Raw genomic sequence first — 15,421 nt, forward strand, 5'->3', positions numbered from 1 at the left:
GTGATCGCTATATGGTTATTGCCTTTGTCGTACTTGCCATCGTGGCGCTTGTTTTTCTGTTCATCTATAACTCCCGTTTAACGAAAAAATCAGCCCGAGCCGAAGAAGCCAGGAAGGTACCACCTGAAGCTTCGACTCCATTGACTGAGCCCGCCGCGCAATTGAGGCCGGCAGAGCCTGCCGAAATTCCGGCAGCTGCGGAGACCCTCAGCGAATTCCGTCCGAGAGCGGCCGTTCCTCAAGCGCCAGACCGGACCGCATTGGTGGAAGCCGAAACGGAAGCGCATCGCTCCGCAAGCGAGGGAGACCGGGCCTATCGGGAGGCACTGCGCAAGTTTGCCGTTCAAACGCCGGCTTCGGCGGAACAAGCCGCTGAGCCCGTCCATAAGCCCGATCCAAGCTCCGATGCAGCCTACCGCGAGGCGCTGCGTTCCATGATGAAGGATCAGAAGAAGTGATGAATGGACAGGCGGACGGAAATAACGAATTAGCAAAAGCAGCCATCGACGGGTCAGCGCCGGAGGCTGCTTTTCTTTTGGAAAGCATTGACCGCGGAAAGTCGAACATTTCATTGTCACCGGACCGCAGCGGGTGTTATTTTAAAATAAGAAATGGAAAATGCTGCACGCGGCAGCGTGACGGCAGAGGCAGTGGAGGGAACCCATGACGGCAGTAACGATAGGCATCGGGTGTGTGATCCTGATTGCGCTGGTTCTCGGGGGAGCCAGCATCTACTTTTATAATGTCGGGATCCGGCGCAGCAAAAAGGATTTTCTGGAGGAAGACCCGACCTTGGTCAAAATCGATCATCCCTGGGAGCAGGAGGAGGAATGGCTGAACAGCCAGCCGCTTGAAACGCTTCATATCCAGTCCGATGACGGACTTCCATTAACAGGCTATTATGTTCCGGCAGCGGAGCCTTCGGACCGGACGGTCATTCTGGTTCACGGGTATTCCAGCCAGGGCAGGGAAATGGGCGCTTTTGCCAAGCTGTATCACGAAATGGGCATGCATGTCCTGATGCCGGATAACCGGGGGCATGGGGCAAGCGGCGGCGATTACATCGGCTTCGGCTGGCCGGACCGCAGGGACATCCTGCAGTGGATTCAGGTTGTGCTTGCCCGGAGCGGGACGCAGACGAAGATTATACTTCACGGCGTCTCGATGGGAGGCGCGACCGTGCTGATGACGAGCGGAGAGAAGCTGCCGGAGCAGGTGAAGTGTATCGTATCGGACTGCGCGTACACGTCGGTAAAGGACATCTTAACGTACCAGCTGAAGCAGATGTACAAACTGCCCCCGTTTCCGCTGCTTCCGGTCACCAGCCTGGTATGCAAGCTGCGGGCGGGATACTTTTTCGGCGAAGGCTCAGCGCTTCGGCAGGTCGCGAAGACAAATCTGCCGATATTGTTCATACACGGGGATCGGGATGCGTTTGTCCCGTTTGAAATGGTACATCGTCTGGCTGCGGCGGCGAGCGGAGACAAGGAGCTGTACATCGTGCCGGGCGCGGTGCATGCCAATAGTTATTTCATGGACAAAAACCGCTACCGTGAGCGGATTTGCGCTTTTGTCATGCGATATCTGGACGGTACGCCGGCCGATCCGCAGCTTCCCGGGAACCGGAGTGAACAAGCCTTGGTTTCTGCGCCTTGATGAAGAAGGCCTGCATGGATACCAGACTCATGAATTCACCGAACGAAATCCGAACCATCTGAAGCTTAGCCATGGGACGGCCTGCGGTGTAAGCTGGATGACCGAGCTAATGGTGATGCTGCGTGCTTGAGCTGGGCCGGCTGGATTCGGTATGAGACCAGATGCAGGGGGAAGCATAAATCTTGGAATGGGATTCAAGTCAAAAAAACGGCAATGCCTGAATGGGCAATTGCCGGTTTTTTTGTTGGACTGAAGCGGGGTCATATCGCCCGCTGAAATTGGCTGGAATACAGCTCGTAGTAGTAACCCTTAGCTTCCAGCAGTTCATGATGGCTTCCCTGTTCGGCAATGGTGCCGTCATGGATGAACATGATGCGGTCGGCATCCTGGATCGTGCTCAGGCGATGGGCAATCACAAAGCTGGTACGTCCTTTCATGAGCGTCTTCATCGCTTCCTGGACGTGCATTTCCGTACGTGTATCCACGCTGCTGGTCGCCTCATCCAGAATCAGAATCGCCGGATCGGCAAGAATCGCGCGGGCAATAGTCAGCAGCTGGCGCTGACCGTGGCTGATATTGCTGCCTTCGGCAGCCAAAACGGTATCGTATCCGTCCGGAAGCCGGACGATAAAACGATCCGCATTCGCAAGCTTGGCGGCCGTTTCCACCTCTTCATCGGTGGCGTCCAGCCTGCCGAAGCGGATGTTCTCCCGAATGGTGCCGGAGAATACGTAAGCATCCTGAAGCACAATGCCTACTTTGGAGCGCAAACTGTTCTTTTCGATGGTTTGGATGCTGTGGCCATCGATGAGAATATCCCCTTCTTGAATCTCATAGAAGCGGGTCAGCAGGTTGACGATCGTCGTCTTGCCCGCGCCCGTCGGGCCGACGAGCGCAATCGTTTCGCCCGGAGCCGCTTCGAAGGATACCTGCTTGAGGATCGGCGTTTCCGGATGGTATCCGAAGAATACCTCCTTGAACTCCACCTGTCCCTTGATGTCTTCCAGCTTGGCGGCGTGGCTTTCTTCCTCATATTCGGTTTTCAGATCAAATACCTCGAATACGCGCTCCGCTCCCGCAATCGCCGATTGCATCAGGTTGAACTGATTGGCCAGATCCGTGATCGGCCGTCCGAACTGCTTGGAGTAATTGAGAAAGCTGACGATGACGCCCACGCTGGTATGCCCGTTAAAGGCCATCCAGCCGCCGACGGCGGCAATAAGGGCGAAGCTGAGATTATTCACCATGTTCATTACGGGGCCGACCAGGCCGGAAACGATTTGCGCTTTGATGCCGACGCGGTTCAGATTGCGGTTGATGCTCCGGAACTGCTCTATGGCGACAGGATCGCGGCGGAAAAGCTTAACGATCTTTTGCCCGCTGATCGTTTCCTCGATAAAGCCGTTCAGCTCGCCCAAATGCTGCTGCTGGGATTTGAAATATTTGCGGGTCACGCCAGTAATCCGGCGGGTGGCCACCAGGACGAGCGGAATGCTGATCAGGCTCACCAGGGTAAGGGAAAGATTCAATCTCAGCATGATGGCCAGCGAGCCTGCCAGCATAATCAGGCTGTTCAGCAGCTGCGTGACGCTTTGATTGAGCGAATTCGATACGTTCTCGATGTCATTGGTCGTCCGGCTCATCAGTTCGCCCGTATTATGGGTGTCAAAGAACCGTAAAGGGAGCTGCTGGTATTTATCAAACAGATCATGCCGGAGCTCGAGCACGGTGCGCTGCGATACGCCTGTCATGACATAAACCTGAATCCAGGATATAAGGCTTCCGAGCGCGTAGATGCCGATCATGAGGAGACACAAGGACCAGAAGCCCTCATGCTTGTTCGGCATAATAAATGTATCGATAGCCTTCCCGATCAGAAAGGGACCGATCAGCGCAATGATCGAGCTGAGGATCGTGGAGGCATAGACCGTAACCAGTCCCCAGCGCTGCCGGTTTAAGTAGGACCATAGCCGTTTCAGGGTAGCCGATGCCTGTTTGGGCTTAGCCTTGCTCATCATCATGGGGCCTCCCCCAGGACCCCGGCCATTACCGACCAGGGGTGGTCCGCCCGAGGGACCGGCAGCTCCGAATTTAGTTGGCTGCGGCATGGGTTTCATCCTCCTTTCGCTGCGACCGGTAAATGTCTTGATAGATCTCGCTGCTGCGAAGCAGCTCCTCATGCGTGCCTTGGGCGGCGATCGAGCCGTTCTCGAGCACCAGAATTTGATCCGCTTCGATCACAGAAGATATCCGCTGGGCAATGATGATGTTGGTGCTATGCTTCATCATGCTTTTCAGCGCGAGCTGGATGTGGGCTTCGGTTCCGACGTCGACGGCGCTAGTGCTGTCGTCAAGAATTAAGATCCGCGGCTGGATAAGGAGGGCGCGGGCAATGGATAAGCGCTGCTTTTGCCCGCCGGATAAGTTCACGCCCCTCTGTCCGATGACGGTATCGTAGCCGTTCGGCGTTTGCATGATGAAATCATGGGCCTCGGCTGCTGTGGCGGCCTCGATAACTTCTTCCAACGAAGCCTCGGGACGACCATAACGGATGTTATCTATGATGGAGCCGCTGAACAGGATCGACTGCTGCAGCGTCATGCCGATCATCCCGCGCAGGTCATCGAGCGGAATGTCGCGCACATCAGTCCCGTCGATACGGACATGACCGCCGGTTGCTTCATACAGGCGCGGAATCAGATGGACGAGCGAGGATTTGCCCGCCCCAGTTTCGCCCAGAATGGCTGTCGTTTGCCCGGGCAATGCCTTGAAGCTGATATTCTTCAGGATGAGTTCGCCGGAATCCTGCTCCTGCGGCGCCCCATAAACGAAGGAAACATCGCTGAACTCAATTTCCCCCGACCATGCGGCCCGCTCCGCATGCACGAATTCGGGATCGTGGATTTCCGGCTCGGTATCGAAAATCTCCTGTATCCGGCCGCCGGATACTTTGGCGCGGGAAATGAAGGTCAGCAGGTTGGTGATCATCAGCATGGCGAACAGCAGCTGCGTCACGTAATTGATGAATGCAATCAATTCCCCCGCCGACAAAGCACCGCTAAGCGTAAGCTTGCCCCCAAACCAGAGAACGGCGACGATGCTCAGGTTGAGGATCAGCGTCATCACCGGCATATTCAGTGCCAGCAGCCGGGTCGCTTTGATGGCAATACCGGTGTAGGCCTCATTGGCCGCCGCGAACCGTTCGCGTTCATAATCGGAACGCACGAAGGCTTTCACGACGCGGATGCCAGAGAGATTCTCCTGCAGCACGCTGTTCACGCCGTCGAGCATGGCCTGCACCTTCGTGAACAGAGGAAAGGATCTGCGGATGAGTACAAACAGAAATCCGAATAACAGCGGAATCGATAGCAGCAGGATCAGCGCCAAACGCGGACTGATCACGAACGCCATGATCAAGCTGCCGATAAACAGCAGCGGAGAGCGGATGCTCCGCAGCATCATCTGAACGAAGGTCTGCATCTGCACGATGTCGTTCGTCAGCCTGCTGATCAGCGATCCGGTTTTCAGCTGATCGATATTGCGAAACGAAAAGGTTTGTATTTTCTGGAACAAGCTGTCCCGCAGGTCCATGCCGACATTTTGGGAGGCATAGCTTGAAAAGACCGTACAGCCCACGCCGCCAAACAGGCCAATCAATGCGACGCCGAGCATGAGCAGTCCGGTATGCTGGATATGGGCCAGGTCGCCTGCCACAATGCCTTCATTTACGATGCTGGCCATCAGGGCCGGCAGCCATAAATCCATGGATACTTCCAGCAGCATGAGCAGCGGGGCCAAAATGACGGAGGTTTTATAGGGTCTCAGATAGGTCCTTAGTTTCCACATGTTCTTTCCTCACTCCGCATCTTGGTGATTGGGACCGGACGAAGCGGATGTGGACGGATCTGCGGCTGGCGGTGTTTCCATTTCGCGAAGCTCGAAGGTTCGGATATATTCCTGCATCATTTGGTCCACAGCCTTGAGCTCGCCCGTGATGATGGGGGCTATGGATTGAAACTCCGGCAGTTTGAGCTGCTGCATCAGCGTGTCCCGCTGCACCTGCAGTCGCTCCAGAAACATGAGCACGCGTCCACGGCGGAAGGTCTGGGCACTTTGGAAGCTGCGTGCATGTTCTTCCTCGAGGCCTTCCCTGCGTCCTCGCCGCTCGTGGTCATGTCTGCCATGCCCTCCATGGTGTCCTCCGCGCCCTCCGCGCCCTCCGTAATCCTGACCATCACGTGATCCCGGTATACCGGTTTGGCGATCATCGCGCATCGTATCACTCCTTCATCATGTATACAAATGAATACAATTCATATTTGTATACAAATGTATACGAATTTTATTGTTGCTGTCAATCCATTCCATTTCCCGGAAAAGAGATAGAACGATTTATACAATGATTGTTATGTTTTTGTTATAATGGCATCAGTCAAAGAACGTAAGAAAATACTTTTTCATCATGCCAATGGGATAAGCGCCATCTCAAGACAAGGAGTCCCCGACGTATTATAATTTATATATTTTATCTAACAAATGAATAACTGGATTCTATTATTAAAGCCATAAGGAGAACCTCGGGATGAAGGCAAACCGGCGTTTGAACCCTCGCATGCGGCTGAGCGACATGGGTATGGAAAAGCGGCTGCTGCTGGTTTTTATCATCATTATTATCCTTCCTCTCTCCATTATCAGCTTGATATCCTACAACAGCTATTCACGGTCGATCCAGGAAAATACCGTCCTTTACTCCCGCAATATGATCGGACAGATGATGGAGAGAGTGGATGATTACATCGACGACATGAAGCGGATTTCATCCATTCCGGCTTATATCGACGATATTAAGCTGAATCTCGTTCGCTCCAATGAATATCATGAGCAGAGGCGTCAAGCCGTGGGCGATGAGGGGAGCCAAGCGTTTCCAAATGATTTCGACCTGCAGTTGTCCATCCAGCGGGGCATCGAGGGAAACATCGCTTTTATCAACAATATCAAGCGAGGGGCGAATTCAGTTTATATCTTCGACGAATACGGCAATGGTTATTATTCCAGCAAGGATGGCGCGGTTAGGCTGGACATCGCGGACAGCTATGCGCTCTGGAAGGACAAAGTGGCGGTTACGCATGGGGAAGCCATGCTCTTTAGCACCCAAGAATACCGCAGCAATCTTAAAAGCAACCGGTATGCGTTTACAGTGGTTCGCAAAATTCTCGACCGTTCGCTGAATCCCATCGGGCTGATCGCGGTGGACGCGAATATCAGCGTCATCGAGGATCAGGTGGTGGAGCTGGATAAGGTAACCCGGGGCACCTCGCTCATCATTGATGAGCAGGGAAATGTGATATATGACAGCGGGCGAAAAATATTGGCCACCAACGCCTCTGAAAATCCGGTGGTGCTGAAGGCCGAGGGGAGCAGTGGGAGCTTCTACGACACCGTGGACAGCAAGCGTCAGCTGTATATCTACTCGACCTCGCCGCAGACGCAGTGGAAAGTCATTATCCGGATCCCGGTAAAGGAATTGACGAAAGAGGCGGACGTGACCCGCAACGTAACCCTGGTGGCGACATTGTTCATCATCGGCATCGCGCTGTTAGCCTCCATTATTCTATCCTTTGCATTTACGAAGCCGATGAAGAAAATGATCGAGCTGATGCGGCGGGTGCAGGCAGGCGATCTCAGCGTCAAGTTCAAGGTCAAGCACCGCGACGAAATCGGCCAGCTTGGGAATCAATTCAACCGCATGCTCAGCCGGATTCAGCATCTGATTGAAGATATATACCAGATCGAGAGTCAGAAGAAGGAGGCGGAGATGCAGGCGCTGCAGAGTCAGATCAATCCTCATTTTGTCTATAACACACTCGAGACGATCCGGATGACCGCCGAGCTTAATGATGACACGGATGCGGCCGACATGATCTCGATCCTGGGCAAAATGCTGCGCTACAGCATTGGCGGTCATATCCATGATGAGGTTGCGATGCGCGAGGAGATGGATCATGTGGTCCATTACGTGCAGCTGCTGAATTACCGTTATCCCAGCCGGTTCAAGCTTCATCTGGACATGCCGGATCCGCTAAAGGATTATGCCGTCATTCGTCTCTTATTTCAGCCAATCGTGGAAAATGCTGTTTATCACGGATTGGATGACCTCAAGCTTAAAATGAACATTTGGATCGAGGCGGAAATGACATCCGGAATGACGCGTATCAAGATCCGTGACGACGGCTGCGGCATGGATCATAGGACGCTGGAAGCGCTGAATCAATCGCTGCAGTCCAAGACTGCGCCGCGCCGCATGGAAGGAAGCGGAGGCATTGGTCTCCGTAATGTCCATGAACGGATCTGCCTGCATTATGGGCGTGCTTACGGAATGAAGGTTTTCAGCAGTCCGGGAGCGGGTACCGAGGTTGTAATCGAGCTGCCGCCGTTTCCGGGTAAACCGGCAAGGCTTGCGAGTAGCCTGGATGTTCACGGGAGGATTGGGCGATGAGAAAACAATGGAGGCGCATCATGCTGATAGCCGTCCTTCTAATATGTCTGCCAGCAGCCGCCGGATGCAGGGACACAAAGGTATCAGACCCGGATGTGACCCCGGAACAAGGCACACAAGAGCCGAAGGGACCGACTGGCGGCACACTCCATGTCATGACCAACCGCGTGGATCTCATCGAAAGCGGCGTCATGGGGAAATACGCGAAGCGATTCGAGCAGAAAAATCCCGGGGTAAAGGTGGAATTCGAAGGCTTCACGGATTATACGAATGACATTATGGTGAGGCTGTCGACGAGGGAAATCGGAGATGTGCTTTTGCTGCCGGTCAGCATTGCCAACAAAGAATTGCCGAGTTATTTTGAGCCCCTGGCTTCATCGATGTTCGCGCATGTCCGATTTCCGGATTTCAAGTCCTACCAGGGAGTGCGGTATGGAATAGCCACCGGCAGCAGCACGATCGGAATCGTGTATAACAAAAAAGCTTTCGCTAAAGCCGGCATACAGGAGATCCCGCATACGCTGGATGCTTTTTACGAGGCATGCGCCAAGCTGAAAGCGGCTGGCGTGATTCCGCTCTACATGAATTACGGTGCCAAATGGCCCCTGCAGCAGTGGGGGGAGAATATGGTGAATTACATGAACGGTTCCGGGGATGCGTTGAATAACATGGTCAACGTCGACGAGCCGTTCCAGTTGAATAACTCCTGGGGACAGGCGGTCAGCATCGCCAAGACGCTGATCAACCGCGGCTATGTAGAGGAGCATCTTTTTTCGAATACCTGGGAAATATCCAAGAGCAAGCTTGCCTCCGGCGAAGCCGCGATGTATTTTCTCGGCAACTGGGCAATTCAGCAGGTGATCGATGCCGGAGCGGAACCCGAGGATATCGGTTTTTTTCCGTTTCCCTATGATAACGGCAAGCAGCGCTACGCGCCGCTGACGCCTGACTGGTTCATCGGGGTCAGCAAATTCAGTGCCAATAAAGAGCTTGCTCGGAAGTGGATTGAATTTTTCGTCAAGGAATCCGGGTACGTGAATGACTCCGGCTTTCTGCCGGTCGACGCGACGCAGCAAACGAACCTGCCGCAGTTTCAGCAGTTTTTGTCGTATAAACCGGAATTTGTCGAGAATAAGCAGCAAACGGATGAATTCGTGAAGATCGCGAATAAAGCGGGAATATCCTTCTGGTCTGGGGATTACATTCAGGAGCTGATCGCTGCCCCCGATCTGGGCGAGGCCTTCCGGGACTTGAACCGCAGATGGAAGCAGGCCCGCAAAGATTCGAAAATATAAAGGGCAGGGCAATGTCCGCTACATTGGCCAGAAGAGCTGTATGCGGAGTATGGCCCTGAACCGGTGGAGGAAGACATGGCTAAAAAAATTACGATGCAGCAAATCGCCGACCATTTGGGCGTATCCAAGTTCGTCGTTTCCAAGGCGCTTTCCGGCAAGGGCGGCGTCAATGAAACAACGAAGGAACGGGTCATTCAAGCGGCATCCCAGCTGGGTTATTTTTCGCAAAAAAATGCTTACATGAGAAGCCCGAAAACAGAACGTCCGGCATCAAAAAACGGCCATAAGCAGTCGGTAATTGTCTTGATGCCCAACATCCGATTCCAGACCAAGGAGTCCCTGTATTGGGGGAGAATCGTCGAAGGCATATCCGGCGGTCTGGAGGAAATGGGCCTCGGCATGGTTATCATTTCAGAGCAGAGCGTTGATAATTTCGTCCATATCCTGAATCCGGAAGGCATCCTCGGGCTGATCGGGGTCGGAGAAATTTCCACGCCGCTGCTGCTGGAGGTGCATCGGATGGGCATGCCCATCGTGCTGGTCGATATGGAGGACCCGCTGATTCCTTCGGATACGGTCTTCGTCAATAACATGGACGCCATGGCCAAGCTCACCAATTATCTCATCGGGATCGGCCACAGGCAGCTGGAGTTCATTGGGAGTGACCGTTTCTCGCGCAGCTTCCGCGACCGTCATACAGGCTTCCGGATTTCGCTGGAGGAACATGGCCTGAGCGCGCCGGTTCAGGAGGGGCTTGCACTACAGGAATTGGAGAAGGGCGATATCGAAGCTGAGGTCAAAAGCTGGTTATCGCGGAAGCTTAAAGCGAAAGCGATGCCGACGGCTTTGGTATGCGCTAACGATTCCATTGCCGTCACGGTTGTGCATGTATTGAATGAACTGGGTTTGAAGGTGCCGTCCGATTTGTCGGTGACCGGCTTTGACAATATCGAGGATTCCATGAAGAGCGTCGTGCGGCTGACCACGGTGCATGTGCCGAAGGAAGCGATGGGGCGCCGTGCCGTGCAGAAGCTGCTCGAGCGGATCGAACATCCCCTGGAGCCGATGGAGAAAATCCTGCTTGCGGGCGACATTGTGTACCGGGATTCGTCGGGAGCGGCTGCGGATAGCCTGGGCGAAGGAAAATAGAAGGAAAATAGAAATAGAAGGAGATTCACTAATCCGCGAAGGGTCAATGGTTTCATTAGCCAGTTCCAGCGCGCGATTCGGAAATAATCCCTAAAAAAATGCACCCCTGAATGGTTCAGGGGTGCTATTGCTTTATAAATAGGATTGTGAGGGTATTTCGTCATAAGTCCGCGGTAACGGTCGGTGTATTCACCGACATTCGCGGCTTATTTGGTCTCGATGATGAGCGGGACAAGCTGCTGCTTATCGACGTCAACCAGGCCGAGATCGGTGATTTTCGCTCTCGGAATGACCGGAAGCGTGACGACGATCATGCGATGAATCGGGTTTTTGCCCGGCATGATTTCCGATTGGATTGTGTCGATGAACTGTCTGATTTTCGGTGCAAGGCTTTCGCCTTCCTCAAGGCTCATGATGCCGGCGAGCGGAAGCGGCAGAAAAGCGATGACCTTGCCGTCCTTCACGGCGATCATGCCGCCGTTGCGCTTGCGGAGTTCATTGGCTGCAATGACCATATCCTCCGTGTTCACGCCGAGCACGGCCAGGTGGTGGCTGTCATGGGCTACCGTCGTGGCTACCGCGCCTTCGATAACGCCGAAGCCGGCGAGCAGCCCAAGCGCCTTATTGTTGTTCAGCCCGTGACGGTGCCAGACGGCAACGCGATTAAGCGGGCCTTTATGGCCGTCGTAGGCTTCGGGCACCAGCTGTCCGTCTTTGACCGGGAGCACGGTTTCGATGAAGCCGGTCGGTACGCCGGGAGCGAAATCATATTCAATGACGCGGACGCGGGCTTCGGAAGCGTTCGGGTCTTCGACGGTAAGCCGCAGATCCTCCGCATGAATTTCAGGAAGATGCACGGTTTGCAGATAGGTTGCCGGCGGCTCCAAATGCTGCTGGCGCTCGATAAGCACGCCTTCCTTAACGATATGCTTACCTCCGATAAAGACGTCGGACACCTTCATGGTCTCCAGTCCGTCGACCAGAACGATATCCGCGAGTCTGCCGGGAGCAAGGGCTCCGATATCCTTGCGGTTCAGGCGGTTCGCGGCATTCAGCGTCGCGTAGCGGATCGCATCGACGGCGGGGATGCCTTCCTCGATGGCGCGGACCACTACGTGATTGATATGGCCGCGTTCGATAAGATCCGATGCGAGCACATCATCGGTGCACAGGGTAACGTTAGGCAGATAGCCTTTGCCGACGATGGCTTTGGAAATCTCAGCCATGTTCAGCGAGAACGAGCTTTCGCGGATGTCGACGATCATGCCGGCACGCAGCTTGGCGATCGCTTCCTCCATCGTGCGGCATTCATGGTCCGAGTCGGGACCGGCGACCAGATAAGCGGACAGCTCCCGTCCGACGACGGTCGGGGCATGTCCCTGCGGGATTTTGCCTGCGCGCTCGTTGGCTTCGAGAATTCCCATCATGCGCGGATCTTCATGAATAACTCCGTGGTAGTTCATCACTTCGGCGACGCCATCGATGCCTTCCCATTCCAGCATGCGTTCAATCACTTCAGGCGTGAAGTCCGCCCCGGCCGTTTCGACGGAGGGAGCGGAAGGCACGCAGGAAGGGGCTAGTGTCATGACGCGCAGATCGAGCACGCGGCTGGCATCAACCATGTAGCGCACGCCGTCCTCACCCAGAATATTTCCGATTTCATGCGGATCGGTCACGATCAGAGTCGTGCCGTGCGGCAGTACGACTTCCGCATAATGGGCGGGAGTCAGCATGCTGCTCTCGATATGCAGATGTGTGTCGATCAAGCCTGGAACGGCGTATTGCCCCTGTCCGTCGATTTCGCGGTTAGCTTCAAGGCGGGTAACTCCCGGTTCCGTCACATGGACGATCGTGCCATCGACAATGCCAATCGCTGCCGGATAGATCTCACCGGTGAAGACGTTTACCAAACGGATATTGTTTACGGCGAGGTCCAAGGGATGATCGCCTCGTGCTGCGGCTATAAGTTTGCGGTTCATGATGTCAGGTCTCCTTTTTCCAGATTATTTGAGCCAGAGGTAGTAAACGAGCGGGATACACAGGATCCAGAGCCCGATATGAATGTCACGGAATTTGCCCATGAATACTTTGATGACGACATAAGACAGGATGCCGAATACGATCCCGTTCGCCAAGCTGAACGTAAGTCCTGCGGCGATAACGGTAAGCAGCGCTGGAAGGGATTCTTCCCAAGCTTCCATATCGATATTCTTCAGCGTCGCAAGCATGGACAGGCCGATCACGATCAGAGCCGGTGCCGTTGCCGCACTAGGGATAAGCAGAATCAGCGGCGTAATGAACAGGGCCAGCAGGAAGACGAGTCCGGTCGTCACCGCCGTTAATCCCGTCCGTCCGCCGGCTTCGACGCCGCTCGCGGATTCGATGTACGTCGTGATCGTGGTTTGTCCCATCAACGCGCCGCCAAGCGTCGCGATGCCGTCAACCAGGAACGGGCGTTTGATATCAGGCAGGTTGCCGTCTTTATCAAGCAGGTTTGCCTTCGCCCCTACGCCGAGAACGGTACCCATCGTGGAGAAAAATTCCCCGGTAAAGAATGTGAACAGGAGCGGGAAGAACGCCAGCTGCAGCGCGCCCGGAATGTCGGCCTGGAACATGATGGACGACGGGTTCGGCGGCAGTGAGAACAAGTCCCCGAAGGAATGAGGCAGCTTCGTAATACCCATCGGAATGCCGATCACCGTGGTAATCAGGATGCCGATGAATACAGCAGCTTTCAATTTGCGTGCCATCAGACCGATGATGATGACCAGACCGATGACGGACAATAGAACGGTGGAGGAATGAAGGCTGCCGAGCGTCAGCGTTCCGGTTTTGTTTTGTACGATCAGTCCGGCGTTGGAGAAGCCGGTGCCGATAATGAACAGACCGACGGCTGCGCCAATAGCGTTTTTAATGTTTTTTGGAATGATTCGCGATATCGTTTCACGCAGTCCAAGGAACGTCAGAAGCAGGAAGAGCACGCCGGAGATGAAAATCATCCCGAGGCCCTGCTGCCAGGTTGCGAGTCCCGCTGCGACAATGGAATAAGCAAAGAATGCGTTTCCTCCCATGCCAGGCGCCACGGCAAACGGGCGTTTGGCATACAGGCCCATGATGATGCTGAACAGTCCGGAAGCAAGCAGCACGGTCACCATGACGGCCCCTTGATCCATGCCTGCTGCCTTCATTAAGTCAGGCTGAACCACGATGATGTAGGCCATCGTAACGAAGGTGGTCAGACCGGCGAGAATTTCCGTCTTGATATTCGTCTTGTGCTGGCTGAGCTTGAAAAAACGATCTAACCAAGATGAATTCGTGTTATCCATGATTGCAAGAAGCTCCTTTTCTTGTTGTATATACGTTCTTGTGCCCTGTAACTATAACATGTGTTTTTTGGAACCGTCAAAGGCAAATCCGAACTTTGTATATTTAAACAAACAAAAATGTTCGTATTTACAGTTGATACAAGGTTCGGAGCGTGAGATGTAAAGGTCCCCGGATGGCCCGTGGAAATTTTACATATTCAGTGATATGGTGTATAGAAGCAGAGTTGATATGGACAGAAATCAGCATGATGGACAGAGATGGGAGCGAAGCGGTATGCAGACGGTAGAGCAATGGATTCAATGGTTAGGCAGCTTTGGCAGCGATTCGGACGGCGGGGTGACCCGCCTTTTATATACGCCCTCTTGGAAGGAGGCGCAGGAAGCTTTAAAGGGGGAGATGGAAACTCTTGGGCTCCTGACCTTCTACGACGATGCGGGGAACCTGTTCGGACGGCTGGAAGGTACCGGAGGGGAACGTTCGTGTATTTTAACAGGGTCGCATGTCGACACGGTGAAGCATGGAGGCAAGTATGATGGCGCTTATGGTATCGTCGCCGCAATCACGGCGTTGTCTCGGCTTCGCGAGCGGTACGGTGCCCCGAAGAAAAGCATTGAGGCGGTAGCTTTCTGCGAGGAAGAGGGTAGCCGCTTTCCCTATAACTATTGGGGCTCGACCTTTATGACAGGGACGGCATCTTATACGGCCATGGAACAAACCCGGGATCAGCAGGGCGTGTCCTTCATGGAAGCCATGGCCCAGGCGGGTTTCGGACCGGGAACGCATGGCCGGGGTCCGCGCCAGGACATCGACACCTTCATCGAGCTTCATGTGGAGCAGGGCGCGATTCTGGAGCGGGAGCAACGGTCGATCGGGATTGTGGAACAAATCGTGGGCCTGCATCGGTACACGGTGCGCGTCCACGGGGAGGCGAATCATGCGGGCACGACGCCGATGGCTTACCGCAAGGACGCGGTCCGGGCGGCAAGCGCAATGATCGTGGACATCATGAACGAAACGGAGCGCTTTGGGGCGCCGCTTGTAGCGACGGTTGGCCAGATGGAGCTGGTGCCGAACACGCCTAACGTCATTCCCGGAGAGGTCATCTTCACGATCGACATTCGCCATCCGGATGCGGAGGCCTTGCAAGTGGCGAGCGAGAGCCTGGTGGCAACCGTTCAGCGGGTTGCTGATTGTATGGGGATGCAGGCCGATACGGAGCGCTGGATGAATGTTGCGCCGATCGCTATGGATAAGGCGCTTACCGATGCGATTGAGGAAATCTGCAAGCAGCAGGGGCAGTCTTACCGGCGGATGCCGAGCGGCGCGGGGCATGACGCGCAGATTTTTGCTGCGCACTGCCGTACGGCAATGGTGTTTGTCCCAAGCCGCGGAGGCATCAGCCACTCGCCTCTGGAATATACCGAGCCGGAGCAGCTTGAGGATGGCGTTCGCGTTTTGATGGATTTACTGTATCGGCTCGCCTACTAGAGCTATCATA

At 54.5% G+C, this 15,421-nt stretch carries 12 protein-coding genes; 7 read left to right on the forward strand and 5 right to left on the reverse strand.

The window, feature by feature from the left end; translation table 11 throughout:
- The first annotated feature begins 11 nt into the window (after positions 1–11).
- The 3 genes from PCH05_RS05330 to PCH05_RS27190 all read left to right on the forward strand — a co-directional run bounded on the left by PCH05_RS05330 (position 12) and on the right by PCH05_RS27190 (position 1,786).
- On the forward strand, positions 12–458 hold the full coding sequence (locus PCH05_RS05330) for a hypothetical protein (RefSeq protein ID WP_127601330.1): 447 nt from the start codon (positions 12–14) through the stop codon (positions 456–458).
- Positions 459–663: 205 nt separating this feature from the next.
- The gene (locus PCH05_RS05335; RefSeq protein WP_127601331.1) at positions 664–1,656 is read left to right on the forward strand and encodes an alpha/beta hydrolase; all 993 of its coding nucleotides are present in this window, start codon (positions 664–666) and stop codon (positions 1,654–1,656) included.
- Positions 1,628–1,786, forward strand: a complete 159-nt coding sequence (locus tag PCH05_RS27190; RefSeq protein ID WP_164766548.1) for a hypothetical protein — start codon at positions 1,628–1,630, stop codon at positions 1,784–1,786. The genes PCH05_RS05335 and PCH05_RS27190 overlap by 29 nt, the downstream gene beginning before the upstream one ends.
- A 130-nt stretch (positions 1,787–1,916) precedes the next feature.
- On the opposite strand, the gene PCH05_RS05340 is transcribed toward PCH05_RS27190, so the two are convergent.
- The 3 genes from PCH05_RS05340 to PCH05_RS05350 are packed head-to-tail and all read right to left on the reverse strand — an operon-like array spanning position 1,917 to position 5,931.
- Positions 1,917–3,764 (reverse strand): ABC transporter ATP-binding protein, encoded by a 1,848-nt coding sequence (locus PCH05_RS05340; RefSeq protein WP_127601332.1) that lies wholly within the window; start codon positions 3,762–3,764, stop codon positions 1,917–1,919.
- The gene (locus tag PCH05_RS05345) at positions 3,748–5,502 is read right to left on the reverse strand and encodes an ABC transporter ATP-binding protein (protein WP_127601333.1); all 1,755 of its coding nucleotides are present in this window, start codon (positions 5,500–5,502) and stop codon (positions 3,748–3,750) included. The genes PCH05_RS05340 and PCH05_RS05345 overlap by 17 nt, the downstream gene beginning before the upstream one ends.
- A gap of 9 nt (positions 5,503–5,511) precedes the next feature.
- Positions 5,512–5,931, reverse strand: coding sequence for a hypothetical protein (locus PCH05_RS05350; RefSeq protein ID WP_127601334.1), 420 nt, complete (start codon positions 5,929–5,931; stop codon positions 5,512–5,514).
- A 307-nt stretch (positions 5,932–6,238) separates the two neighbouring features.
- On the opposite strand from PCH05_RS05350, the gene PCH05_RS05355 reads away from it, so the two are divergent.
- The 3 genes from PCH05_RS05355 (at position 6,239) to PCH05_RS05365 (ending at position 10,596) form a co-directional block, all read left to right on the forward strand.
- Positions 6,239–8,152: a cache domain-containing sensor histidine kinase gene (locus PCH05_RS05355; RefSeq protein ID WP_127601335.1), complete on the forward strand. Its 1,914-nt coding sequence runs from the start codon at positions 6,239–6,241 to the stop codon at positions 8,150–8,152.
- Positions 8,149–9,447 (forward strand): ABC transporter substrate-binding protein, encoded by a 1,299-nt coding sequence (locus PCH05_RS05360; RefSeq protein ID WP_246049370.1) that lies wholly within the window; start codon positions 8,149–8,151, stop codon positions 9,445–9,447. Before PCH05_RS05355 ends, PCH05_RS05360 begins: the two co-directional genes overlap by 4 nt.
- Positions 9,448–9,522: 75 nt before the next feature.
- A complete protein-coding gene (locus tag PCH05_RS05365) occupies positions 9,523–10,596 on the forward strand; it encodes a LacI family DNA-binding transcriptional regulator (protein WP_127601336.1) in 1,074 nt (357 codons plus the stop codon).
- 206 nt (positions 10,597–10,802) lie between these two features.
- Here PCH05_RS05365 and ade read toward each other — a convergent pair whose 3' ends face one another.
- Both ade and PCH05_RS05375 read right to left on the reverse strand, forming a co-directional pair.
- Positions 10,803–12,575: an adenine deaminase gene (ade, locus tag PCH05_RS05370; protein ID WP_127601337.1), complete on the reverse strand. Its 1,773-nt coding sequence runs from the start codon at positions 12,573–12,575 to the stop codon at positions 10,803–10,805.
- 24 nt (positions 12,576–12,599) lie between these two features.
- Positions 12,600–13,922: an NCS2 family permease gene (locus PCH05_RS05375; RefSeq protein WP_127601338.1), complete on the reverse strand. Its 1,323-nt coding sequence runs from the start codon at positions 13,920–13,922 to the stop codon at positions 12,600–12,602.
- Between the two features lie 274 nt (positions 13,923–14,196).
- Between PCH05_RS05375 and allC the strand changes: the two genes are divergently transcribed.
- Positions 14,197–15,411, forward strand: a complete 1,215-nt coding sequence (allC, locus tag PCH05_RS05380) for an allantoate deiminase (protein WP_127601339.1) — start codon at positions 14,197–14,199, stop codon at positions 15,409–15,411.
- Positions 15,412–15,421 lie beyond the last annotated feature (10 nt).

The sequence above is a fragment of the Paenibacillus chibensis genome (genome assembly GCF_004001045.1).
Lineage (GTDB): Bacteria > Bacillota > Bacilli > Paenibacillales > Paenibacillaceae > Paenibacillus_AQ > Paenibacillus_AQ chibensis.

Coding starts and splice junctions, on each gene's coding strand:
- allC (WP_127601339.1), top strand. CDS start 14,197: ATGCAGACGGTAGAGCAATGGATTCAATGGTTAGGCAGCTTTGGCAGC.
- PCH05_RS05340 (WP_127601332.1), bottom strand. CDS start 3,764: ATGCCGCAGCCAACTAAATTCGGAGCTGCCGGTCCCTCGGGCGGACCA.
- PCH05_RS05360 (WP_246049370.1), top strand. CDS start 8,149: ATGAGAAAACAATGGAGGCGCATCATGCTGATAGCCGTCCTTCTAATA.
- PCH05_RS05375 (WP_127601338.1), bottom strand. CDS start 13,922: ATGGATAACACGAATTCATCTTGGTTAGATCGTTTTTTCAAGCTCAGC.
- PCH05_RS05355 (WP_127601335.1), top strand. CDS start 6,239: ATGAAGGCAAACCGGCGTTTGAACCCTCGCATGCGGCTGAGCGACATG.
- PCH05_RS05345 (WP_127601333.1), bottom strand. CDS start 5,502: ATGTGGAAACTAAGGACCTATCTGAGACCCTATAAAACCTCCGTCATT.
- PCH05_RS05365 (WP_127601336.1), top strand. CDS start 9,523: ATGGCTAAAAAAATTACGATGCAGCAAATCGCCGACCATTTGGGCGTA.
- ade (WP_127601337.1), bottom strand. CDS start 12,575: ATGAACCGCAAACTTATAGCCGCAGCACGAGGCGATCATCCCTTGGAC.
- PCH05_RS05350 (WP_127601334.1), bottom strand. CDS start 5,931: ATGCGCGATGATCGCCAAACCGGTATACCGGGATCACGTGATGGTCAG.
- PCH05_RS05335 (WP_127601331.1), top strand. CDS start 664: ATGACGGCAGTAACGATAGGCATCGGGTGTGTGATCCTGATTGCGCTG.
- PCH05_RS05330 (WP_127601330.1), top strand. CDS start 12: ATGGTTATTGCCTTTGTCGTACTTGCCATCGTGGCGCTTGTTTTTCTG.